General features: G+C 66.2%; 28 protein-coding genes and 1 tRNA gene. 12 read left to right on the forward strand and 17 right to left on the reverse strand.

What is annotated here, in order from left to right:
* The first annotated feature begins 30 nt into the window (after window positions 1-30).
* Window positions 31-834 carry an MJ0042-type zinc finger domain-containing protein gene (locus SPHN_RS13650; RefSeq protein WP_248524172.1) on the forward strand — a complete coding sequence of 268 codons (804 nt, stop codon included), beginning with the start codon at window positions 31-33 and terminating at the stop codon, window positions 832-834.
* A gap of 136 nt (window positions 835-970) precedes the next feature.
* Here the strand turns inward: SPHN_RS13650 and SPHN_RS13655 are convergent, their stop codons facing one another.
* Window positions 971-2,335 (reverse strand): MATE family efflux transporter, encoded by a 1,365-nt coding sequence (locus SPHN_RS13655; protein ID WP_248524174.1) that lies wholly within the window; start codon window positions 2,333-2,335, stop codon window positions 971-973.
* 112 nt (window positions 2,336-2,447) lie between these two features.
* On the opposite strand from SPHN_RS13655, the gene SPHN_RS13660 reads away from it, so the two are divergent.
* Window positions 2,448-2,534 (forward strand) — tRNA-Leu (locus SPHN_RS13660).
* Window positions 2,535-2,624: 90 nt separating this feature from the next.
* Entirely contained in the window at window positions 2,625-2,777 is a 153-nt protein-coding gene (locus tag SPHN_RS13665) for a hypothetical protein (protein WP_175518116.1), read from the forward strand.
* Window positions 2,778-2,925: 148 nt separating this feature from the next.
* On the opposite strand, the gene SPHN_RS13670 is transcribed toward SPHN_RS13665, so the two are convergent.
* The gene (locus SPHN_RS13670) at window positions 2,926-3,606 is read right to left on the reverse strand and encodes a hypothetical protein (protein ID WP_248524176.1); all 681 of its coding nucleotides are present in this window, start codon (window positions 3,604-3,606) and stop codon (window positions 2,926-2,928) included.
* A 383-nt stretch (window positions 3,607-3,989) separates the two neighbouring features.
* Complete coding sequence (locus SPHN_RS13675) at window positions 3,990-4,451, reverse strand: MarR family winged helix-turn-helix transcriptional regulator (RefSeq protein ID WP_248524178.1); 462 nt, start codon at window positions 4,449-4,451, stop codon at window positions 3,990-3,992.
* A 409-nt stretch (window positions 4,452-4,860) separates the two neighbouring features.
* Between SPHN_RS13675 and SPHN_RS13680 the strand changes: the two genes are divergently transcribed.
* From SPHN_RS13680 to SPHN_RS13705, 6 genes are all read left to right on the forward strand, one after another.
* The gene (locus SPHN_RS13680) at window positions 4,861-5,016 is read left to right on the forward strand and encodes a hypothetical protein (RefSeq protein WP_248524180.1); all 156 of its coding nucleotides are present in this window, start codon (window positions 4,861-4,863) and stop codon (window positions 5,014-5,016) included.
* 262 nt (window positions 5,017-5,278) lie between these two features.
* Window positions 5,279-6,346 (forward strand): type III polyketide synthase, encoded by a 1,068-nt coding sequence (locus tag SPHN_RS13685; RefSeq protein WP_248524182.1) that lies wholly within the window; start codon window positions 5,279-5,281, stop codon window positions 6,344-6,346.
* Window positions 6,343-7,023, forward strand: coding sequence for a methyltransferase domain-containing protein (locus SPHN_RS13690; protein WP_248524184.1), 681 nt, complete (start codon window positions 6,343-6,345; stop codon window positions 7,021-7,023). The genes SPHN_RS13685 and SPHN_RS13690 overlap by 4 nt, the downstream gene beginning before the upstream one ends.
* Window positions 7,002-8,090: an NAD(P)/FAD-dependent oxidoreductase gene (locus SPHN_RS13695; protein ID WP_248524186.1), complete on the forward strand. Its 1,089-nt coding sequence runs from the start codon at window positions 7,002-7,004 to the stop codon at window positions 8,088-8,090. Before SPHN_RS13690 ends, SPHN_RS13695 begins: the two co-directional genes overlap by 22 nt.
* A gap of 54 nt (window positions 8,091-8,144) precedes the next feature.
* On the forward strand, window positions 8,145-8,555 hold the full coding sequence (gene msrB / locus SPHN_RS13700) for a peptide-methionine (R)-S-oxide reductase MsrB (protein ID WP_187502471.1): 411 nt from the start codon (window positions 8,145-8,147) through the stop codon (window positions 8,553-8,555).
* A 44-nt stretch (window positions 8,556-8,599) separates the two neighbouring features.
* A complete protein-coding gene (locus SPHN_RS13705) occupies window positions 8,600-10,804 on the forward strand; it encodes a transglycosylase domain-containing protein (protein ID WP_248524188.1) in 2,205 nt (734 codons plus the stop codon).
* Here SPHN_RS13705 and SPHN_RS13710 read toward each other — a convergent pair.
* From SPHN_RS13710 to SPHN_RS13720, 3 genes are read right to left on the reverse strand one after another with little or no spacing between them, the layout of a single operon-like run.
* Window positions 10,780-11,454, reverse strand: coding sequence for a M48 family metallopeptidase (locus SPHN_RS13710; protein ID WP_248524190.1), 675 nt, complete (start codon window positions 11,452-11,454; stop codon window positions 10,780-10,782). The genes SPHN_RS13705 and SPHN_RS13710 overlap by 25 nt on opposite strands.
* 4 nt (window positions 11,455-11,458) lie before the next feature.
* Window positions 11,459-11,893, reverse strand: coding sequence for a YcgN family cysteine cluster protein (locus SPHN_RS13715; protein ID WP_432715098.1), 435 nt, complete (start codon window positions 11,891-11,893; stop codon window positions 11,459-11,461).
* Entirely contained in the window at window positions 11,890-12,483 is a 594-nt protein-coding gene (locus tag SPHN_RS13720; protein ID WP_248524193.1) for an SCO family protein, read from the reverse strand. Before SPHN_RS13720 ends, SPHN_RS13715 begins: the two co-directional genes overlap by 4 nt.
* 78 nt (window positions 12,484-12,561) lie before the next feature.
* Here SPHN_RS13720 and SPHN_RS13725 point away from each other — a divergent pair, with 78 nt between their 5' ends.
* Entirely contained in the window at window positions 12,562-13,167 is a 606-nt protein-coding gene (locus tag SPHN_RS13725) for an ankyrin repeat domain-containing protein (RefSeq protein ID WP_248524195.1), read from the forward strand.
* 174 nt (window positions 13,168-13,341) lie between these two features.
* Here SPHN_RS13725 and SPHN_RS13730 read toward each other — a convergent pair whose 3' ends face one another.
* The 11 genes from SPHN_RS13730 to SPHN_RS13780 form a co-directional block, all read right to left on the reverse strand.
* Window positions 13,342-13,851, reverse strand: coding sequence for an MmcB family DNA repair protein (locus SPHN_RS13730; protein ID WP_248524199.1), 510 nt, complete (start codon window positions 13,849-13,851; stop codon window positions 13,342-13,344).
* Window positions 13,852-14,018: 167 nt separating this feature from the next.
* Window positions 14,019-14,648, reverse strand: a complete 630-nt coding sequence (locus SPHN_RS13735; protein WP_248524202.1) for a cell wall hydrolase — start codon at window positions 14,646-14,648, stop codon at window positions 14,019-14,021.
* Between the two features lie 189 nt (window positions 14,649-14,837).
* Entirely contained in the window at window positions 14,838-15,164 is a 327-nt protein-coding gene (locus SPHN_RS13740; protein ID WP_248524205.1) for a DUF1491 family protein, read from the reverse strand.
* The gene (locus tag SPHN_RS13745; protein ID WP_248524208.1) at window positions 15,161-15,640 is read right to left on the reverse strand and encodes a PaaI family thioesterase; all 480 of its coding nucleotides are present in this window, start codon (window positions 15,638-15,640) and stop codon (window positions 15,161-15,163) included. The genes SPHN_RS13740 and SPHN_RS13745 overlap by 4 nt, the downstream gene beginning before the upstream one ends.
* Before the next feature lie 125 nt (window positions 15,641-15,765).
* Window positions 15,766-16,233 (reverse strand): PTS sugar transporter subunit IIA, encoded by a 468-nt coding sequence (locus SPHN_RS13750; RefSeq protein WP_187502478.1) that lies wholly within the window; start codon window positions 16,231-16,233, stop codon window positions 15,766-15,768.
* Between the two features lie 102 nt (window positions 16,234-16,335).
* On the reverse strand, window positions 16,336-16,947 hold the full coding sequence (gene hpf, locus SPHN_RS13755; protein ID WP_248524210.1) for a ribosome hibernation-promoting factor, HPF/YfiA family: 612 nt from the start codon (window positions 16,945-16,947) through the stop codon (window positions 16,336-16,338).
* Between the two features lie 61 nt (window positions 16,948-17,008).
* Window positions 17,009-17,701: a DNA polymerase III subunit epsilon gene (dnaQ, locus tag SPHN_RS13760; RefSeq protein ID WP_248524213.1), complete on the reverse strand. Its 693-nt coding sequence runs from the start codon at window positions 17,699-17,701 to the stop codon at window positions 17,009-17,011.
* A 15-nt stretch (window positions 17,702-17,716) separates the two neighbouring features.
* Entirely contained in the window at window positions 17,717-18,292 is a 576-nt protein-coding gene (coaE, locus tag SPHN_RS13765; protein ID WP_248524216.1) for a dephospho-CoA kinase, read from the reverse strand.
* Entirely contained in the window at window positions 18,289-19,101 is an 813-nt protein-coding gene (locus SPHN_RS13770; RefSeq protein ID WP_248524219.1) for a shikimate dehydrogenase family protein, read from the reverse strand. Before SPHN_RS13770 ends, coaE begins: the two co-directional genes overlap by 4 nt.
* A 285-nt stretch (window positions 19,102-19,386) precedes the next feature.
* On the reverse strand, window positions 19,387-19,977 hold the full coding sequence (locus SPHN_RS13775) for a Maf family protein (protein WP_248524223.1): 591 nt from the start codon (window positions 19,975-19,977) through the stop codon (window positions 19,387-19,389).
* Window positions 19,974-20,807: a pyruvate, water dikinase regulatory protein gene (locus tag SPHN_RS13780; RefSeq protein WP_248524226.1), complete on the reverse strand. Its 834-nt coding sequence runs from the start codon at window positions 20,805-20,807 to the stop codon at window positions 19,974-19,976. Before SPHN_RS13780 ends, SPHN_RS13775 begins: the two co-directional genes overlap by 4 nt.
* A 328-nt stretch (window positions 20,808-21,135) precedes the next feature.
* Here SPHN_RS13780 and hemE point away from each other — a divergent pair, with 328 nt between their 5' ends.
* Both hemE and SPHN_RS13790 read left to right on the forward strand, forming a co-directional pair.
* Window positions 21,136-22,185, forward strand: a complete 1,050-nt coding sequence (hemE, locus tag SPHN_RS13785) for a uroporphyrinogen decarboxylase (RefSeq protein WP_282580587.1) — start codon at window positions 21,136-21,138, stop codon at window positions 22,183-22,185.
* Window positions 22,182-22,643 carry a CopD family protein gene (locus tag SPHN_RS13790; RefSeq protein ID WP_248524233.1) on the forward strand — a complete coding sequence of 154 codons (462 nt, stop codon included), beginning with the start codon at window positions 22,182-22,184 and terminating at the stop codon, window positions 22,641-22,643. The genes hemE and SPHN_RS13790 overlap by 4 nt, the downstream gene beginning before the upstream one ends.
* The last annotated feature ends 51 nt before the right edge of the window (window positions 22,644-22,694 follow it).

The following is a 22,694-nucleotide window of genomic DNA, read 5'->3' on the forward strand; positions in this document are numbered from 1 at the left end:
CGCTCCGGCGGCCGCTGGTGAAGCGTATCCATGATCCTCCAATGTCCCGAGTGCAGCACCCGCTATCTGGTGCCCGACAGCGCGATCGGGACCGACGGACGAACCGTGCGCTGCGCCAATTGCCGGCATAGTTGGTTTCAAGCCGCCGCGCCGGTAGTCGAGGGCGCGCTCGACCTGCCCGACCCGACCCCACTCGCGCCTGCCGCGCCGCCGCTGGCCCCACTGCCGCGGACACCGATCGCAGAGCCGGCGGAACGATTCGTACCCTTCGCGCCGGCAACGGCCGCACCGGCGACGCCAGAGCCGATGATTGCGCCCACTTATGCCGCGCCCACTTATGCCGCGCCCACTTATGCCGCGCCGACGTTTCCGCCGGTCACTGAGCAGCCGCCGTTCCGCCCGCGTCGCAATACCACGCGCCGCTGGACGATCGTGGCCGTGCTCGCCGGGCTGCTGATGCTGATCGCAGCGGGCGCGATCGTGTACCTTGGCGCGCCGGGCGTCGCGGCAAAGCTCGGTCTCGGGATCGGCAGCGACGAGACGCCGCTGCGCCTGCGCGACAATCCGATCGAACGGCGCGAGCTGGATAACGGCTCCGAGCTGTTCGCGGTCAGCGGCCAGGTCACCAACCCGTCCAACCAGCGCCAGCGCGTACCCGACATCCGCGCCGAACTCCGCGATGCGCAGGGCCGGCTGGTCTATAGCTGGACGATCACCCCGCAGCAGCGGACGCTGGCGCCGGGCGGCGCGATCGATTTCAACTCCGCGACGCTGAACGTACCTGCGAACTCGAAGCGCCTCGAACTGAGTTTTGCCGGCGAGACGACGCGGTAAGTCCTTTGTATCCTCCCCCGCCAGGGGGAGGTGGCTGGCACTTGCCAGACGGAGGGGGAGGAAAGGCGACAAGCGTTGCGCGTTCCTCCCCCTCCGTCACCTGCGGTGCCACCTCCCCCTTACGGAGGAGGATACATCAAGCGCGCCGCAACCGCCGGCGCACGATCCAGAACCGCCCCCCGTGCAGCACCGCCGCCGTCAGCATCCCGAGCCCCGACGCGTAGACCAGCGCCATCGGCCCCACCCCCGCATGCACCATCCACCAGCCCGCCCCGCCGGTGACGACGAAATACGCGACGATGCTGTTCACCCCCGCGACCACCTGATCGCCGAGCGAGCGGAGTGCGTAGACCAGCACCACCTGCGCGCCGTCGAACAGGATGAACGGCGCCCACACCGGCAGCATCGCCAGCGCAATGACGTGAGTGGCGGCATCCGACGGAAACGCCGCGACGATCGGCCCGCGCGCGACGATGAGTACGATTCCACATACACCCAGCGCGAGCATCGACAGCCCGGTCGCGATCAGCGCGCGCGAGATACCGGCCTTCGGCTCTCCTTCGCCCACCGCATTGCCGACGCGGACGCCACAGGCCGAACCAAGCCCGAGCGCCAGCGCGAACGTGACATTGTGGACCGAGAACACGATCTGGAACGCATGCGCGACGTCGTCGCCGAACTGCGTCGACAGCGCGATCAGGATCGAGAAGCCGGCCAGCTCCAGCCCCGACGCGACCGCGGGGACGATCCCGAACACCGCGAGAGCGGCGATTCCGCCCGGCACCCCGCGCCATGCGGCCGCATCGATTCGTCGAACGCCGCGCTCCTTCGCCCACGGTAAAGTCAGCGCGGCGGCGATCATCCCGACCGCGCCGAGACCCGACGCGATCGCCGTGGCGGTCGCTGCCCCGACCGCGCCCATCGCCGGCAAGCCGAGATGCCCGCCCGACATCGCCCAGGCCAGCACCGCGTTGAGCGGCAGGATCGACAGGTTGACCACCGCGACGCGCCGCGGTCGGCTGACGCCTTCCAGGAAAAAGCTGGCGGCGACGATCATCAATTGCGGCGGATAGGTGAAGGCCATGACGCGCACGACCCGCCCCGCCGGCTCGACCAGTGCCGGCGCGACGCCGATCCCGGCGAGCATAGGATCCGCGAACACGAACATGACGCCGCCGACGACGAGCCCAAGCAACAGCCCGAGTACCAGCCCCTCGCGCAGCACCTGTCCGGTCCGCGGCAGATCGCCCGCCCCGTCGGCACGCGCGGTATGGACCAGCACGCCCGACAGCCATGCGAGCCCGGTGACGATCGCGATGAACGTCAGCGATCGGCTCGCCCCCAGCGCCGCCACCTCGTGCGCGCCGACCAGCCCGACCACGATCACGTCGGTGACGTGCAGGATCGTCCAGTTGAGGCTGGTCAGCATCACCGGCCACGCCAGCGCGAGAACGCGCCGCGTTTCGGCTCTGGTATCGGTCGAAAAAAGGAAGCGGGGCATCGTTTCCGGTACCGGACGAACGCTTTTTCGCAAAGGCCGTTGCGTAGCGTTCAAACCCTTGCTAGTGGCGCTCGCCTACCAGATGCCGGGTCCGCCCGGTGATGTTTCATGGGCGGCCATGGCGGAACTGGTAGACGCGCAACGTTGAGGTCGTTGTGGGCGAAAGCCCGTGGAAGTTCGAGTCTTCTTGGCCGCACCATTTTCCCGATAGAGTGAACCACCCCTTCGAGGGCCCCCATTCGGTGGCTACTCTTGCCACGCTTGTGCGTTGGCCGCGTGGAGGAATTGCATGAGTTCGATCGACGACACGATCATCGAAACGCCCGAGGGCCCGATGACGTTTGCGCAGTGGAAGAAGAAGAACCCGGTCCAGCTGCCCTCGCGCCGCACCAAGGGCAAGAAGCTGCCGAACAAGGTGAAGCTAACCACCGACGAGAAATAGGCGGCGACGAGAACTAAGCGGCAACCTGAAATCCTCCCGGTGGCGCCGGAGGCGACGGAGGGGGATGCAGGAAAAACCCTGCTCCGTGTCCTCCCCCTCCGTCTGGCAAGTGGCAGCCACCTCCCCCTGGCGGGGGAGGATTTCATGATCAATGCTCTTGCGAGCTCCCCGCCCCCTGCCTCGCCCGGAGTATTCGCGCCTGAAACTTCACCCGCTGCCAGAACGTCGCGTCGTCCAGCCGCCATTGCCGGATCGCCTGTGTCGCCAGCGTCTCGATCAGGGCCTCGCTGGCCGCCGGGTCCTGCGCTGCGAATGCCCGCGCGAGATCCTCGACGCACGGACCGTGATCGGTGAAGTCGCGCGGCAGCGGCATGGGGATGGGCTCGTTCGGCATCGGCATATCTCTCTCCCTGTGGTTATCGCTGCTCACCGAGACGCGCGTGCGTAGCGCTACCCCGCACCAGGCTAGGCTGGTCCGGTCGACCTTCGGCCGCATCGCCACGTCCGGCCCCTGCCGCGTGTCGCGGTCGTCCTGAAAATCGCGGTCGGCCGCGGTCCGCGTACCCGCGTCTTCGAACGGCTGCTGGTGCGACGCCACGGCCGTCAGGCTCAGCCGAACGGTCAGCCGGACACGGGCGTCGAGCCCGAAATTGCGCGTCCGCGCTTCGGCCGGGTTCTGCTGGCCCACGCCGAACGCGGTATCCTGCTGGCGGGCATAGGCCAGCAGGTCGAGCTTTTCGCCGTAATGATAAAGGGAACGACACCGCTGGCGATGGCACCAATCGGGCCGACGATCGCGTCGCCGCCACCGTCGCAGACTGCGACACATCCGGTGCCGGTGGTGCCCGATCCGACCAGCGCACGAGCCGTTACCTGAAGAGCCGCATTGACGGTGGGCTGGTCCGCCGTCTCGGCCAAAATGGCGAGGGCTGTGATCGACTGGCGCGGCACCAGCGGCGGGACTCTGTTGTCCGCATGGATCGTAGCGAACGCCGCCAGCGCTCGGCATGCTCCATCCCAAGGCGACATTCGATTGCAATTTGCCCCCCAAATTTCGTTGAGGATCAGATCGGGTATTTCGTCTTAATCAAATGCTACAAACTCGTATCGGTCTGCTTTTCTGCCAATTACGCACTAGCCCGCAATAGATCGGTTATATCGTCGCCGATCGGACCGAAATGCTTGGTATCTTACGATGCCGAATGTCGCGTGTCAGTGTCGCCGAAGCGCACGAAGATAGCTGCGCATGGCCTGATCGCCGCTATGACTCAGCGAGATTTCTACGCGTCGTCGATCGGTCGGGTCGATCACGCGATCGATGAGCTTGAGTTTGTACAGATGCTCGATCCAGCGCTGCGACGTCGTGACCGGCGCGTCGGACATGCTGACCAGCGCTTTGATGTTCATCGGCAGACGTTCGTCGCGTGACGCGAACAGCGCGAGCAGCATGTCCCAGGCTGGTTCGTGAAACAGTTCCGCGGGGAGGAAGCGGCGCCGCATCCGCCGTTCTGCGAGTATCTCCTCGGCCTGTGCTACGAGTTCGGCTTCGCTCGGTTCGGCACCAGCCACCACGGGATCGGCAGCGTGGGCGACGCGTCCATTGAATTCCTCCGCAACCGCCGAAAGCTTGGCGGTCAGGTCCTTGATCAAATCGACTACCGACTCGTTCTTCACCAAACACTCCCTTTGTCCGTTTCCGACGCAAAAATCCGATCCTTGGATCCGAGCCACCGAACGGGGCGCACATCGATACCGATCGGCTCTAGGGTGCGCCCAAGACCAGACCCCACGCGAAAACACTTCACTGAACATGACAGGATTGGCGGCAGTTTCCATGCAAAAATGGTCTATTTTTGTAATAACTCGTCACAATGGAGCAATTGGACCATCGCGACCGGGAAAATCCACACCATTCCGGTTTTGATGACTGCAAACGCGCAAACCATTGTGGTTTAGTTTGTCTTAATTTGACGCAACATGTCCGCTTCCAGACCATCAATACTATGGTATACCTTTTTACCTGTCGCCGTATGCAGTGCAAAATTTCCGCTCTGGAGGCGTCAGCTTGCGAAAGGACCTAATGATGGCCGCGACACGGATATACGCGCTGCTGCAAGAGGCATGCGCTGCACTGGAGATGTCGGAGGATCATGCGATCGCCGCCTATGTCGGTTTCGCGATGGCGCTGGTCGAGGAAAAATATGGGGTCGGACACGACCATCTCGAAAGCGTGGGCTGACGGCTATCCTAGATAGCGCCTCGTAGCGACAGCACCGGGGAGGTCATGCCGATGGCAGACCATGAACCTGTATTTTATCCTGTCGCCGGACCTTATTTCGGGGCAGCATGCGGATTGTTGATCGCCGCGACGTCTATATTCGTTGACCGTGCGTTACGTGATCGAGTCGCGTGTCATCGCACGCGTACGAAAGGACGTCGTGCCCGCTTCCATGCCTGCTACTCTGCCCGTAGGTCCCGCTGCATATTTGCCCACCGCGTATATGCCCGTTGCGTATCTGAATGCGGTCGGGACGGCCGTTCCCGATCATGACATCCACACCGCGTTCATCGCCTGGGCGCGCGCACGGACCGATGCACGATCGACCAAAGTATTCGATCGGATGGCGTCGCGGTCGGGCATCGCGCATCGCTGGTCGGTGTTGCCGCCGACCGCGGACGGGGGCTCGCCGGTCGACGATGCCGGCTTCTACGCCGCCGAGCCGCATCCCGGCACCGCGGCGCGGATGACGCTTTATGCCGAACACGCGCCCGACTTGGCGATCCGCGCGATCACCGCGTTGCGCGCGAAGGTCGCGGTCGAGGGGATCACGCATCTGGTGGTGGCGAGCTGCACCGGGTTCGTCGCGCCGGGTATCGACCAGATCATCGCGCGACGGCTCGGCCTGTCGTCCAGCGTCGAGCGACTGCTGATCGGCTTCATGGGGTGTTACGCCGCGGTCGTCGCGCTGCGCAGCGCGCGCCACATCGTCCGATCCGAGCCCAAGGCGCGCGTCCTGGTCGTCACGGTCGAGCTCTCGACGCTGCATCTCCAGCCCGCCAACGAGATCGAGCCGTTGCTGGCGATGCTCCAGTTCGGCGACGGCGCCGCCGCCGCGCTGGTCACGGCCGAGGCGACCGGGCTCGAACTCGGTACGCCATTCGCGGCGGCGCTACCCGAAACCGAGGCGCTGATCCGCTGGGACGTCACCGATGCGGGCTTTGCGATGCACCTGTCCGGCGAAGTGCCCGCGCGGATCGCCACGGCATTGGCGGATACCGAGTTTCGCGCGATCGTTAGCGATGGCCAGCCGCCGGAGACGATCGACGGCTGGGCGGTGCATGCCGGCGGCCGATCGATCCTCGACGCGGTCGAGCATGCGATGCAGCTGAAACCGGCGGCGCTGGCAGCGTCGCGGCAGGTGCTGGCGGACAACGGCAACATGTCGTCGGCGACGTTGATGTTCGTGTTCGAGCGCCTGCTCGCCGGGCCGCCGATCGCGCACGGCGTCGCGCTCGCGTTCGGGCCGGGGCTGGCGGCGGAGGGCTTCGGGTTCCGAAGCGCGCCATGAGCCTAGCCATCCGCAGCGAGGCCGAGGAGCTGATGGACGCCGACGACCTCGATGCGGCGACCTATGCGGACGTGGTCGGCGATCTCGCCACCGTCAACACGGTGACGATGGCGCGCCGCCCGACGCTCGATTTTCTGGCGCGCGCGACTGCCGGGCGGACACGCTTCCGGCTGCTCGACGTAGGCTTTGGCGACGGCGACATGCTGCGGCGGATCGCGCGCTGGGCCGAGGCAAACGGCATCGAGGCGGAGCTGGTCGGCGTCGATCTCAACCCGCGCAGCGAACAGGCGGCGCGGGCGCATGGCGGCGACATCCGTTACGTCACCGGCGATTATGCCGATCTTGCCCAGGAGCCCTGGGACGCGATCGTCAGCAGTCTCGTCGCGCATCACATGACCCATGACCAGCTCGTGGCGTTCCTGCGTTTCATGGAGGCGCACGCAAGCGCCGGGTGGTTCGTCAACGACCTCCATCGTCACGGGTTCGCTCATTGGGGCTTCCCCGTGCTCGCGACCCTGGCGCGCTGGCACCCGATCGTCCGACACGACGGCACGCTGTCGATCGCGCGCAGCTATCGCCCCAACGAATGGCCGCCCTTGCTCGCCGAGGCTGGCATCACCCAGGCGAAGGTCCGCCGCGTCTTCCCGTTCCGGTTATGCGTCGAACGCCTGCGCTGATCGTCGGCGGCGGGCTCGCTGGGGCCGCGACCGCGATCGGCCTCGCGCGCGCCGGTCTGCCGCATCTGCTCGTCGAACGATCGCGCGAAACCGGCGATGCGATCTGCGGCGGGTTCCTCAGCTGGCGGACACTCGAGACGCTCGCCGACCTCGGCATCGATCCCGACACGCTCAACCCAGAGCGCGTGACGCGCGCCCGCATCTACGCCGGCACGCGACGCGCGGATGCCGCCCTCCCCCGTCCCGCGGTGTCGGTCACGCGCCACCGGCTGGACACGGTCATGCTGGCGGAAGCCGCTCGGCTCGGCACGCCGGTCGAGCGCGGTGTCACCGTGCGCGAGATCGACGGCATGACGGTCCGCACCGCGGACGGCGCGACGTTCGCTCCCGACGCGCTGTTCCTCGCCAGCGGCAAGCATGACGTTCGCGGGATGGCACGGCCGGAAAACGCGCGCGGCGCCGACCCGACGCTGGGGTTACGCGTCCGTATCGCCCCCTCCCCGGCGCTCCGCTCGGCGCTCGACGGGGGAATCGAGCTGCACCTGTTCGACCGCGGCTATGCGGGCCTCGCGATGCAGGAGGACGGTACCGCGAACCTGTGCATGGCCGTGCATCGATCGAGGCTTCAGGCCGCCGGATCCCCGGCGCAGTTTCTCGAGGCACTGGGTCGCGAGATGCCAGCGCTCGGCGAATGGGTCGCCCTGATCGACGGACGCGCACCGATCGATGCGATCGCCAACGTGCCCTATGGCTGGCGGCAGCGCGCAGGCGTCGACGCGACATTCCGGCTCGGCGACCAGGCCGGCGTCATCCCCTCGCTCGCCGGCGAAGGCATGGGCATCGCGCTGGCCAGCGGAGTCGCAGCCGCCGACGCCTATGTCCGCGGCGGTCCCGCTTCGGCAGCGCGGTGGCAGGAGGATTTCGCCCGCCGCCTCGCCCGCCCGATCGGCATCGCCAGCATCGTCCGCCAGGTTGCCGAAAGTACGCGGTCAGCCTGGTTGCTCCCGCTGATGCGCCCCGCCCTGATCCAGGTGATCGCCAACGCGACGAGAATAGGGCAGACCTAGAGCCCGTCCCTACGCCATATTGAAATCCGTCCCGCCAGCACGAGATTCAAACCCATGGATCAACTCAATCTTTCCGAAGCCGAGTGGCGCAAGCGACTCACCCCCGAGCAATATCATGTGCTGCGCGAGGCGGGGACCGAGCGTGCATTCGCGGGTGCGCTCAACGACAACAAGGCCGACGGCATCTATCGCTGTGCGGCGTGCAGCAACGAACTGTTCGACAGCGCCGACAAATATGATTCCGGGTCGGGCTGGCCCAGCTTCACCCGGCCGATCGGTCCCGACGCCGTCACCGATCACGCCGATCGCAGCCACGGCATGACCCGTATCGAGACGCGGTGCGCGCGCTGCGACAGCCATATGGGCCATGTCTTCCCGGACGGCCCGCCGCCGACCGGCCAGCGCTACTGCATGAACTCGCTGTCGCTCGAATTCCGACCGCGCAAAGCGAACGCTGCGGCTTGATGCTGCTTGTAGGGCGGGGACATCGCGCGTAATTCTGCGGCCACATGGCTCGTACGCGTTCTGCTTCCCCGTCCCGTCGGTCCCCAACTCCCCCGGCGTCACGCTGGCGGCGACGGCTGGTCGTGTTCCTGCAGCTCTGCGTCGGGATCGGCATCCTCGCGCTCGGAGCGCTGGCGATCGCGGTGTACGTCGCGATGTCGCAGCTCCCCAGCTTCGACAGCCTGAAATCCTCGCCCAACGGCCAGATGATCCGCGTCCATGCCGCCGACGGCACCGTGATCGTGTCGATGGGCCCGAGCTTCGGCGAATGGCTGCCCTACGGACAAATCCCCAAGGTCATGCGCGACGCGACCGTGTCGGTCGAGGATCGCCGCTTCCGTTCGCATATCGGCGTCGATCCGGTCGGCGTCGCACGCTCGGTAAAGGTGCGGTATGACCGCGGTCACTGGACCCAGGGCGGCTCGACGATCACGCAGCAGCTGGCGCGTACCGTCTTCCTCAACAACCAGAAGAAGTTCGGCCGAAAATTCCGCGAGGCTATCCTCGCGTTCGCGCTCGAATGGAAGTTCAGCAAGGACCAGATCCTCGAACTCTATCTGAACAAGGTCTATTACGGCGGCGGCGCGTACGGGATCGACGCGGCGAGCCGGAAGTTCTTCGGCCACGGCGCGGATCACCTGAGCCTCGCCGAGGCCGCGGTCATCGCCGGCCTGGTCAAGGCACCGTCCAATTACTCGCCGACCGCCGATGCCGAGGCCGCGATGGGCCGCGCCGGCGTGGTGCTGGAGACGATGCAGGAAACCGGCGCGATCACTGCGTCCGAGGCTGCCGATGCGGACGTATCCGGCCTGAAACTGGCACCCGAGCCCAAGCAGAACAGCGTCCGCTATTTCACCGACTGGGCGCTGCCGCAGCTCGACACGCTGATCGACGAGACCACCGAGCCCCTGGAAGTCTGGACGACGCTCGATCTCAACATGCAGCGGCAAGCCGATGCGGCGATCCGCGCCAATGCCCCGGCCGGCGCGCAGGGCGCCCTGGTCGCGCTCGACCGTGGCGGCGAAGTGCGCGCGATGGTCGGCGGCAAGGATTACGTCTCGTCGATCTACAACCGCGCGACGCAGGCGGTCCGCCAGCCGGGCTCGGCGTTCAAGCTGTTCGTCTACCTCGCCGCGCTGGAGGCAGGCCACAAGCCCGAGGATTCGGTCGTCGACGAACCCGTCACGATCCAGGGCTGGAGCCCGCGCAACGATTCCCGGCGCAACTCCGGCGCGGTCTCGCTGCGCACCGCCTTCGCCTATTCGCTCAACACCATTGCCGCCAAGCTGGGCCAGGAAGTCGGCTTCAACACGGTCGCCGACATGGCGCGCCGGTTCGGCATCACGACGCCGGTCAACGTGCATCCGTCGATGGTGCTCGGCACGTCCGAGGTCCGCGTGATCGACATGACGCGCGCCTTCGCGTCGGTCGCCAGCAAGGGCGTCGCGGTAACGCCGTATGGGATCACGCGCGTCACCGCGAACGGCCAGACGATCTACACGCATGAGGTCGACCGCAGCCACGTGCTCGTCGCACCCTATGTCGCCGCCGAGATGACCGATCTGTTGCAGACCGCGGTCAACACCGGCACCGGCCGCGCGGCGCAGATCGGCCGCCCGGTCGCCGGCAAGACGGGAACGACCAGCTCGTCGAAGGATGGCTGGTTCCTGGGCTTCTCCAGCGGCATCACGACCGGCGTGTGGATGGGGCGTGACGACGCCAAGCCGATCGCCGGGCTGCATGGCGGCCAGGCACCGGCGCGTGCCTGGGCGGCGTTCATGAAGCCCGCGACCGCCAACCGTCCGATCGAGCAGTTCGATACGAAGGTGACCCTGCCCGAGTGGCAGCTCGAACCCGACGAGGAGAGCTATTTCGGCCAGCCCGACAATGGCCAGATGGCGGTCGACGCCGACGGCAATCCGATCGATCCGGAGCAGCCGCCGGTACCGACCGACGCGCAGACCGGCGATACGATCCCACGGCCCGATGCGGATCAGCCCGAGACGCCGGCCGCGCCACCGGCGCCACCGCAGCAGATGAATCAGGACTGGATCGACCGTGTCACCGGCCGCAACCAGCCGCGTCAGGAGCAACCGGCAGGACGCCAGCCGCTAACCCGCGACGTGCCGCGCGATAGATATCAGGATGGCCGCTACCAGGACGACCGCAATCAGGATCGTCGGTATCAGGACGACCGCCCGAACCAGTGAAGTTCGGCGCCATGCGTGCGTAACCAGGTGCGCGCGGGCGTAGGGTCCTCGCCGTAGAGTTGCTCGACCAGCGCGTGGAAGACCGGTGCGTGGTTCATGTGAACGCGGTGCGCGACTTCATGCGCGACGGTGGCGCGACGGACCCAGCTCGGCGCGAGGATCAGCCGCCAGCTGTAGCGGATCACGCCGCTCGACGCGCAACTGCCCCAGCGGCCCTTGGCGTCCCCGACCGCGACCTGCGCGACGCTGACCTTCGCCTTGGCGGCATATTCCGCGGTTTCGGTTTCGAGCACGGCGAGCGCGGTGCGTTTCAACCACGCCTCGACGCGACGCGCGATCGTTTCGGGCGGCCCCGACAGCGACAGGACCGAACCTTCGCGAACGACGGTGCGACGGCTGCCCGGCGTCCACTCGATCGTCAGCGGTTCGTCGGCGACGGTAAGGACCGCGCCGGGCACGAAGGGACGGGGCTGGGGGAGCAATGCGCGCTGTTCGGCGATCCAGCCGGCCTTGTCCTCGGCCCAGACCAGCGCCTGCTTCAGCGCCGCCCGCTTGGGGAGGACGAGCCGCGCGCGGCCGCTCGCAGGATCGATCGACAACCGCGCACGACGGGCGCGAGGGTGACGGACGATCTCCAGGCCTTCTATCACCGGCTTACAGTTCGCGGTCGATCACGTGATATTCCAGCTCGCCCGCCTCGTCCTCGCTGACCGTCCAGCCGCGCACCGATTGCTTGGCGCGGTGGACGGCCTCGCGGTCGCCACAGACGAGGTAATGCCACTCGGGCAGCTGCTCGCCGGCCGCGCGCAGGCGGTAGGCGCAGGTCGAGGGCAGCCAGTCGATCCCGTGGACGTTGCCGGTCGTCAGCCGCACGCATTCGGGCACGTACGCGTGGCGGTGGCGGTAATCGGAGCATTGCCCGCTGCGCCGGTCGAGCAGGCGGCACGATACGTTGGTGGCGACGAGTTCGCCGGTCTCCTCGTCCTCGAGCTTGTGGATGCAGCATTTGCCACAGCCGTCGCACAAGGCTTCCCATTGGCCGCGATCGAGTTGCTCGATCGGCGTATCTTCCCAGAAGCGCGTGCTCACGATACCCAGCGCTTGATCTCTGTCGCCACCGCGTCGGGCCCTTGTTCCTGCGGCAGCAAAGCGATCGGCTTGCCGTCCGGGTCCATCAGATAGGCCTGCCGGCTGTGGTTTACGAGGTAGCCGCCCCCGGGGGAGGGCTCGCCCTTGCTCGAATACACCGCATATTCGGTCTTGATCCGGTCGATCGCTTGCGGACTGCCGGTCAGGCCGACCATGCGCGGGTGGAAGGCGGAGACGAACTGCTTGAGTACCGCGGGCGTATCGCGCGCCGGATCGACGGTCACGAACACCGGCACGATCTTCGCGGCGATCGCGGGGTCGCTCGCCTCGAGCTTTTTCACCGCGGCGCCGATCGCCTGGACATCCGTCGGACACACATCGGGACAGAAGGTGTAGCCGAAATACATGATCCGGTATTTGCCCGCGAAGTTGCGCTCGGTGACGGCCTGTCTGTTCTGGTCAGTCAACGCGAAGGGACCGCCGATCCGGGCGCCTTCGAGCGGCGGTTTGGCGGCGGGCTGGGACGAGTTGCAGGCCGCCAACGCCAGGGCGGGCAGGGCGAGCGCACAAAGGATGAAACGAAGGGTCATGATGCCGCCAGCCTTGATCTGTTCGCTACTGCGGCGCAAGCGTCGCCAATATCCAGGACGAACCAAGGAAGTCTCTCGATGCGTATTCGCCTGATGCTCGCCACTGCCCTTCTGACGCCCGCGCTCGGCATGGCGGCGCCCGCCTTCGCGCAGGGCCAGTCGGAGGGGTACAAGTTCCTGTCCGCGGTGCGCGATGCCAAGAACAACGAGGTGCTCGAGATGCTCGGCCGCCCGGGCAGCAACATCATCAACACGCGCGACGTGACGAACGGGGAGGGGGCGCTCCACATCGTCATCAAGCGCGGCGACGAGGTCTATCTGCGCTTCCTGCTGCAAAAGGGCGCCGACGCCAATCTGCGCGACGGCAAGGGCAACACGCCGCTGCTGCTCGCGGTGACGCTGGGGCAGACGGGCATGATCCCGATCCTGACCGCAGCGGGGGCGAACCCGAACCTCGGCAACTCGGCCGGCGAGACGCCGTTGATCCGCGCGGTGCAGCGCCGCGACGTGGGGATGATCCGCGTGCTGCTGAACGAGAACGCCGATCCCGATCAGGCGGATATCATCGCCGGCATGTCGGCACGCGACTACGCCAAGCAGGATGGGCGTAACCCGGTCGTGTCGAAGCTGCTGGCGGATGCGCCGAAGAAGGTACGGAAAGCGGTATCGGGGCCGAAATTCTGAGTTTGAGCGGCGGCGGTAAAGTCGCCGAGGTCGCCAAAATCACGACGCGCTCCCCTCCCTGGAAGGGAGGGCTGGGGGTGGGTCGGCCGGCTCGTGACGCAACCGTTGCACGGTACAGAAACCGACCCACCCCCGACCCCTCCCTTCCAGGGAGGGGAGGGGAGGCCCTAGATCCTAAAACGCCAACCCGTCCGCATCCGGGTCCATCTGCGCGATCAACCGGCGCGCGGCTCGCCTGGCGAACGCCAGCGTGCAGCGTTTGCGGGCATGCGCGGGCAGGGGGGTGGTATGCGCCTCCCGCACGATCGCCGCGTCGTAGCGATCCGCGACGATGATCCCTGTCCGCTCGGGCAGGAACGCAGGCCCGTGCAACGGCCCGACGTCGAACCCCGCGGGCACCGCCCAGAAATACCGGTCGCAATGCCCTAGATAATCCGGCCACTTCCCGTCGCCGAGCAGGTCGGCGCGCGATACCTTGATCTCGACGATGACGATCTGACCGCGCGCATCGACCGCCATCAGGTCGGCCCGGCGGCCGCCGTCGAGCGGCACTTCGGTCATCGCGGTGAGATCGTGGCGCAGCAACATGCGGATGACCCCGCGCGCCACGTCGGCGGCGCAAAGGGACGAATCCTGGGGGGATCCGGGTTTGTCGATGCAGGAGTCCGGCGGCATATCGAGCATGCCCCGGAAATAGAACAATCCACGAACGAGGCAAGCTCATTCACGGATTGTGGTAGTCTTCTGGTCTCGTCATTCCCGCGAAGGCGGGAACCCATATTGGCTAGCCTCACGGCAAGATCGCACCAGTGGCGTATATGGATCCCCGCCTGCGCGGGGACGACAAAAGATCAGCGATAGAAGACGTGGTTGCCGATCGAGGCGACCTTGATCGCGCGAACCGAAGGGCGGCGATCGGGGGTGTTGAAGTAAAGCGCCTTGTCGGCCGGGCTGTTCCAGGCACTCGCAAGAGCGACCTTGGCGACGGCAACCGCGGTGCGATACGAGGCACCCTTGGTGATGGTCGGGATCTGGCCACCGCGGACGAAGCTGAACTGGCCACGCTGCTTGACGACGGCGCAGACGTCGGCGGGGAAACGACCCGACTTGGCGCGATTGATGATGACTTCGGCAACCGCGAGCTGGCCGGTCAGCGGCTCGCCCTTGGACTCGAAATAGATAGCACCGGCAAGGCACTGGAGCGCGTCGTCGGCGGCGGCGCTATCCTGCGCGGCAACGGCCTGGGCGAGCGTGTCGAATTCTTCTTCCTCTGCAGGAGCGAGCTGCTCGGCGGCAGTCTTCTCGATCGCGGTCTTCTCGACGGCGGCAACGGGCGTTGCGGCGGGAGCGACCTGCGGAACATTCTGCGGGGAGAGGGCGTTTAGATTTGCGAGAGCGGTCAGGCTGACCGTGGTACGATCGATACCGGTCGCATGGCCGGGTGCGCTGTTGCCGAGCAGGCCGGCGAGAGAGAAAGTCATGGCCGCGATCGTCGCAGCCCGCTGAAGAATGGTCATTCAAGCTTATTCAGATGCGGTGAGACCGTAGAGTCGATCGTACGAGCCGACCGTCCAGGCATCCCCCCGACTGCGTAACTGATCCGGATCGCACCCGTCCCAGCACAACGCCAATCAATGTTGCAATCCCCCTCTATTGGGGGGGCTTTCGAGTCAATCGTCGAGGATCGTTTCAGCGGCGAACCGTTCCGCCGCTGCGATGTCCACCTCGACGACCCACAAATCCGGGTCGCGCGCGCGCCTGCGCCGCCAATAGCCGTCGAGGTCTTCGAGCGGGGTCGAGTCGATCAACGCGGTCCGTCCGTCGGGCCCGATTCCTCGCTCCAGCAGCCGGGGCGGGGCCCCCTTGTCGATCGCGATGACGAGGATCGCGCCGCCCTGTGCATCGCCTTTCGCCATCACCGCGCCGAAGCCACCCGCGTCGTTGACCCGGCGGAGAAGGGCGCTGACGAGCACGCCGCTGGGTAGCCGACCGCTCATGCCGGCGCGCGGTATCCTGGCAGCCCGGCCAGCGCGATCCGCGAGCGCATGAACGTGCCGGTGCCCCGCGCGGCTTCTTCGCCCTCCGCATCGATCAGCCGGGCGTCGGCGACGAATACGCGCCGCTTGCCGCTGATCCAGCGACCCTCGGCGATCACCGGGCCGACTTTCAGCGGGCGGGTGAGCAGCAGATTGAACGCGGTCGTCAGCAGGAAGCGATCGGTGACGAGGCTGTTCGACGCATAGAACGCGGCATCGTCGAGCATCTTGAAATAGCTCGTGCCGTGCGCGGCGCCGCCGGCGTGATAATGCCGCTCGTCGATCGTGAAATGGATCCGCGCGACGCCGGCCTCCGGGATTTCCAGCGACGATTCGAAGAACCTATTGATCGGCGCCTGCGCGTAGAGCGATTCCAGCGCGCGAAAATGCGCCTCCGCGCCGGCGGTATTTGGGGCCGTGTGAGGGGCGTCAGACATTTGCGCACCGCCCGCCAAGCAAACTGCCGTCATCCTGACGAAAGTCAGGACCCAGAGTAACGGAGTATGGCCCTTCGTGGCTCTGGGTCCTGACTTTCGTCAGGATGACGGAGGCAGGGTAGGGGTCAGGCTGCATCGCGCACCTCGTCGGCGGTGAACAGCGCGTAGAGCGCATCGGGCGAGCCGGCGCCGCGCAGTTTCTCAAGGAACGCCTTGTCGCGCAGCCGCCGCGAGACGCGCGCAAGCGCCTTCAGATGCACCGCCCCCGCATCGGTCGGCGACAACAGCATGAAGACAAGATCGACGGGCAGATCGTCGACCGCCTGGAAATCTACGGCCTGCGCCAACCGCACGAACACGCCGGTGACCTGCGCGAGCCCCTCGAGCTTCGCATGCGGGATCGCGACGCCACCGCCGAACCCGGTCGAACCAAGCTTTTCGCGTGCCGTCAGTCGCTCGGCGATCGTCTTCGCATCCGTATCGACGATCTCGGCCGCAATCGTCGCGATATGCTGGAACACCGCCTTCTTGTTGGTGGCGATCACGCCCGTCTGCACTGCGTCGGGACGCAGCATATCGCTGAAATCGGTCATGGTGTTCAATGTCTCAAGCGCCCCCGCGCGCGTCCGCCTTAGCGGGTTGCGCGGGGGCGTAAAGGCGCGGCCGTCAGACCCGCGCCCTTATGGACCCTTCTTTTACTGGGGAGGGGAGGCCGCGCCAGTCGAAGCGGCCCGCTGTGGCTCGACCCAGCCGATCGTGCCGTCGCCGCGCTTGTAGACCATGTTATGCGCGCCGGTGCCCGCATTCTTGAACAGCAATGCAGCGGTGTTGCGCAGATCGAGCATCATCACCGCGTCGGACACGCTGGCCTCGGGAATGTCGACGCGCGTTTCGGCGATGATCAGCGGTGCGTCCGCGACATCGTCCTCCTCGACGCTCTCCTGGAACAGCGTGTAGCCGGCATTGTCATAGCCGTTGCTCTCGGCCATCGCGACCGCTTCGCCGGCATGGCGGTCCTTCAGGCGACGCATGTAGCGGCGGAGCTGGGTTTCGATCTTGGCCGCTGCGCCATCGAAGGCCGCGCGCGCGTCATACGCGTCGGAATGCCCCTTGAGCACCAAGCCCTTCATCACGTGCGCGACGATATCGCACTTGAAACCGGCATCGTGCGGCCCCTTGCCGAACGTGACCTCGGCCGAGATGGCGCGGGAAAAATACTTGTCGGCGATACCCTGGAGTCGGTCTTCCACATGGCCGTTCAGTGCTTCGCCAGTGTCAACCTGGTGACCAGAAATCCGGATATCCATTATCGTCTCCTTGTCGGCGTTACGTAGTTCGGGTGGTCCTGTTGGCTCCACCCTGCCAGCGTCATCCGGACGCCACGGCCCCCCAAATCGGATCCTTGATCCCCTTCATAAACGCCGCATGCGCCGCAAGGTCTCCCTCGCTCACTGCGAAAATGCGTGGCGGCCGAACGACCCGAGGCGCCTGTGCGACGATCGGAGTCGACGCGCCGGGGCCGGTGTCGCTGAGCAGGCCGAGGCCGATCTGGCGACCGCCCATCAGCTCGACATAGACCTGCGCCAGCAGCTGCGCATCGAGCAGCGCGCCGTGCAGCACACGGTGGCTGCGATCGATTCCGAAGCGCGAACACAGCGCGTCGAGCGAATGCTTGGCACCGGGATGACGGCTGCGCGCGATCTGCAGCGTGTCGATCATCCGCTTCATGTGGATGATCTGACGGCCGCATTTGGTCAACTCGCCGTTGAGGAACGAGAAGTCGAAGCCCGCATTATGCGCAACCATCGGTGCATCGCCGACGAACTCTAGCAGATCCTCGACCGCATCGGCGAATCTCGGCTTGTCGGACAGGAACTGTGCACTCAGCCCGTGGACGTTGAACGCCTCGACCGGCATGTCGCGATCGGGATGATAATATGCGTGGAAGGTGCGCCCGGTCTCGACTCGGTTGACCATCTCGACGCAGCCGATCTCGACCATGCGGTCGCCCCCGGAAAAACTGAGGCCGGTGGTTTCGGTATCGAAGACGATCTCACGCATCGATATGGTATCGGCTCAGATTTCCAAGGATGCAAGCACTGCCCGGACTTGCGCGCGTGTTGCGTCGATGCTCGTATCAGTGCGGATGACATGGTGCGCACGGGCGCGTTTTTCGGCGTCGGGGGTCTGGCGCGCGAGGATCGCGGCGAACTTCTCCGGGGTCATGCCGGGGCGGGCGAGGACGCGCGCGCGTTGCACGTCGGGCGCGGCGGAGACGACGACGATCGAGTCGACATTGCAGTCGCCGCCGGTCTCGAACAGGAGAGGGACGTCGAACACGACTCGCTTGCCGGTGTGCTCAGCGAGAAAGGCGGCGCGCTCTTCGCCGACGGCAGGGTGGACGATCGCCTCGAGTCGCTTGATCGCGGCGTCGTTGCCGAACACCGCTGCGCCGAGTTTGGCACGGTCGACTGCGCCGTTCGCGGTCGTGCCGGGGAAGGCGGCTTCGATCGCGGGAACCAGCCGACCGCCGGCGCCCTGCAACCGGTGAACGGTCGCGTCGGCGTCGAATACGGGCACGCCTTCGTCGGCGAACATACCAGCGACGGTCGACTTGCCCATGCCGATCGAGCCGGTCAGCCCGATGATCATTTGACCAGCAATGCCCGGAGCTCCTCGTCGCGATCGCGTGGTGGTTCCACGTGGAACAATATCTCGAATGCGACGGCCGCTTGGCCGATCAGCATTTCAAGACCGTCGACAGTTTCGAGATCGCGACCCCTTGCCGCTTTCAGGAGACCGGTTTCGAGCGGAGAATAGACGATGTCGTAGACCAGCGAGTTCGGATCGAGCGCGCCGAGGTCGATATCGAGCGGGGGCTGACCCGCCATCCCGAGCACGCTCGCGTTGACGAGCAGCCGCGAGGGCGGGGCGGCGGGGCCGATCGGCGATGCCTGACCCTTGAGTCCGAACGCCGAAAGCAACGCTGCACCCTTGAGTGGATTGCGGTTGAGGATGGTCACCGGCCCGACGCCCATCCGCGACAGCGCGAACAGGATCGCGCGGGCTGCGCCGCCGGCGCCGATCACCGTGACGGGCTGGCCGGCGATGTCGAGATCGTCGATCGGCGCCCAGAATCCGGCGGCATCGGTGTTGGTGCCGATGCAGTCACCCGCCTGGTTGCGGAATACGGTGTTGATCGCGCCGATCGTCCCGCGGACGTTGCCGGGGTCGGAAACGTGGTCGAGCGCGGCGAGCTTGTGCGGCATCGTGATGTTGCATCCGCGCCAGGCCGGGTCGGCTTTCCGCTCGGCGAAGTATGCGGGGAGCGCGTCCGCGGTGACGTGCTTTTGGCGATATTCTGCATCGATCCCGAGCGCGTCGAGCCAGAAGCCGTGGATCAGCGGGGACTTGGACTGGGCGATCGGATCGCCGATCACTTCGGCATAGGGGCGGGTCATGAAAGGCTCCGGTGAACTCGGTTAGGCGATGTATTTGCATAAATAGGCACACCACGCTCTCCCCGTCATCCCAGCGAAAGCTGGGATTTCCGCGTTTAGCGGGCGTCGTCTGCCTCGGGAGATACCCCAGCGTCCGCTGGGGTGACGGACGGGGGTGCGGGTGGGGCTACAAACCACTCTGTCACCCCGGACTTGTTTCGGGGTCCACCGTGCCGCGAACTCACATCTCTCGATTTTGTGGAGCCGTGGATGCCGGAACGAGCCCGGCATGACGGAAGGGGGAGGTTACGCCGGCAGCTCGCCACGTACGCGGAGGAAATCCAGCACGTTGAGCAGCGGCATCCCCAGCACCGTGAACTGGCTGCCCTCGATCTTGGCGAACAGCTGTGCGCCCGGGCCTTCGATCCGGTAACATCCGACGCAGCCGGCAATCGCCGGCCATTCCGCATCAAGATACGTTTCGATAAACGCCTCCGACAGCGGTCGCACATGCATCTTGGCCCGCTCGACATGCCGCCAGATCGCGTGGCCGTTCTCGGCGATAACCGCCGCACTCCACAGGTCATGCCGCTTACCCGACATCAGCCGCAGATGCGCCGCCGCGGCCGCCCGGTCGATCGGCTTGTCGAGGATCGTGCCGTCCTCCAGCGCGACCAGCGAGTCGCTGCCGAGGACGAGATACCCCGGCATCCGCGCCGACACCTTCAACGCCTTCAACTCCGCCAGCGCGTCAGCCAGATCGCGCGGCGACAGATCGCGCAGCGCCGCCTTCGCCGCATCCTCGTCGACCCCGGCGAAGGTAGCCTCGAACGGAACACCCGCCGCCGTCAGCATCGCGCGGCGCGAGGCGCTTTGCGAGGCGAGGATCAGGCTCATGCCTCGACCTTCGCGACGTCGTCGCTCCGCCGCTGGTTGCACAGCGCGATGATCGCCGCCGCCGTCTCCTCGATCGAGCGCCGCGTCACGTCGATCACCGGCCAGCCATTGTCGGCGAACATCCGCCGCGCAAACGCGAGCTCGCGCATCACCGCCTCCTCCTCGACATAGGACGTATCCGGCTGCTGGTTGAGCGACAGCAACCGGTTGCGGCGGACCTGGATCAGCCGATCGGCACTGGTCGTCAGCCCGACGATCAGCGGATTCTTCAGGCCATAGAGAATCTTCGGCGGGGGGCTCTCGACCACGATCGGAATGTTCGCCGTCTTGTATCCGCGGTTGGCGAGATAGATCGAGGTCGGCGTTTTCGACGAGCGCGATACGCCCGCGAGGACGATATCCGCCTCCTCCCATTCCTCCCACGCGATCCCGTCGTCATGCGCGATCGTCCACTGGATCGCATCGACGCGGGCGAAATACGCGGCGTCGAGCACGTGTTGGCGCCCCGGTCGCGCCTTGGCCTGCTGGCCGAGCAACCCGGACAGCGCATCGTTGACCGGGTCGAGCGGCGCCACCGCGGGCAACCCGAGCGCGAGGCACCGCTGCTCGAGGATCCGCCGCGTCGCCGGGTTCACCAGCGTGAAAATCACCAGCCCCGGGTTCTGCGCGATCTCCTGGAGGATGCGCTCGAGATGCGCCTCGGTCCGGACCATCGGCCAGAAATGGCGGACCGTCTCGACGTCGTCATATTGCGCCAGCGCCGCCTTCGCGATGTTCTCCAGCGTCTCGCCGGTCGAATCCGACAGCAGATGGAGGTGGAGCCGCATCATCGGCGTTTTATCCCCAATGGGAGGCTGGCTGGGCGTAAAGTTGTGGATAACATGGGGAGAACGGCTAGCGTAACTCGTCCCCCTCGCCAAGCGACCCTCGCGCCGTGGATAACAGCGATTCTATCCACACGCTCGCGCACAGCCGCTGATTTTATCCACAGGCTGTGGGTAATGGGGAGCCTTGAATCGAATCAGCGCGTTTGTTGCGGTGCGACAGGGTCAAGCTGTTGGCAATTCGGGGATCACCGCATAAGTCCCGGGTTCAACCGCCCAACCACTGCAACAACCTATTTCTAGAATCTTCTTATAGTAGAAGAAGGGTGCTCCGCTGACCGATCCGACCTCCCGTTCGCCGTCCTTAAAGCCGCTGCTGGCGACCCTTCGCGGTGAGCGCCAGGCGGTCCCGCCGCTGTGGCTCATGCGACAGGCGGGGCGGTATCTCCCCGAATACCGCGAACTGCGCGCCGAGAAGGGCGGGTTCCTCGCGCTCGCGACCGATCCGGACGCCGCGGCCGAGGTGACGCTCCAGCCGATCCGCCGGTTCGGGTTCGATGGTTCGATCCTCTTCTCGGACATTCTGATGATCCCCTGGGCGCTCGGACAGGATCTGAGCTTCGGCGTCGGCGAGGGGCCACGCCTCGAGCCGGCGCTGGTCGACCATGCGCTCGATCGGTTGCAGCCGGTCATAGGACGGCTGGAGCCGGTCTACGGCACCGTTGCGAAGGTCGCTGCGGCATTGCCACCAGAGACGACGTTCCTGGGCTTTGCGGGGTCTCCCTGGACGGTCGCGACGTATATGGTGGCCGGGAAGGGGAGCAAGGATCAGTCGGAGACCCGGCGCTTCGCCTATCGCGACCCGGAGGCCTTCGGTGCGATCATCGATGCGATCGCCGACAACACGGCCGAATATCTCGCCCGCCAGATCGAAGCCGGCGTCGACGTGGTCCAGCTGTTCGACAGCTGGTCTGGCTCGCTCTCGCCTGCACAGTTCGAACGCTGGGTGATCGCGCCGACCGCGTCGATCGTCGAGCGCTTGCACGAACGCTGCCCCGGCGTGCCGATCATCGGCTTTCCCAAGGGGGCAGGGGGCAAGCTGCCAGCCTATGCGCGCGAGACGGGTGTCGATGCGATCGGGCTGGACGAGACGGTCGATCCGGTCTGGGCGCATGCGTCGCTGCCCGCGGACATGCCGGTGCAGGGCAATCTCGATCCGCTGGCGCTGATCGCGGGCGGCGCGGATCTCGATGCGGCGATCGACCGGATACTGGCGGCGTTCGTCGAGCGTCCGCACGTCTTCAATCTTGGCCACGGCATCCTGCCCGACACGCCGATCGCGCACGTCGAGCAGCTGATCGCCCGCGTAAGGAGCACGACATGAGTGGTTTTCTTGGGGCGGCCTATGATTGGGTGAAGGCGGCGCATCTGATCTTCGTGATCTTCTGGATGGCGGGGCTGTTCATGCTGCCGCGGTACCTGGTGTATCATCAGGAGGCGCTGGCGGCCGGTAACACGGGTGAGGCAGCGAACTGGGTCGAGCGCGAGGGCAAGATCCGCCACATCATCCTGACGCCGGCAATGATCGTCGTCTGGGTGCTGGGGATCGCGCTGGCGCTGAACCTGGGGCTGGCGGACGGCGCGCCGGGGCTGGGGTGGCTGCACCTGAAGCTGCTGCTAGTGTTCCTGCTGACCGGCTATCACGGCTGGACGGTCGGCTATGCGAAGAAGCTCGCCGCGGGGAAGCCGACGCTGACGGGCAAGCAGTTGCGGATGCTGAACGAGGTACCCGCGTTGGCGGTGACGCTGATCGTCGTGCTCGCGATCGTAAAGCCGTTCTGAGCCCACGTCATCCTGGACTTGATCCAGGATCCAGAGCAGCGGGCGACACCG

The sequence above is a fragment of the Sphingomonas faeni genome, assembly GCF_023195535.1.
Taxonomy (GTDB): Bacteria; Pseudomonadota; Alphaproteobacteria; order Sphingomonadales; family Sphingomonadaceae; genus Sphingomonas; species Sphingomonas faeni_B.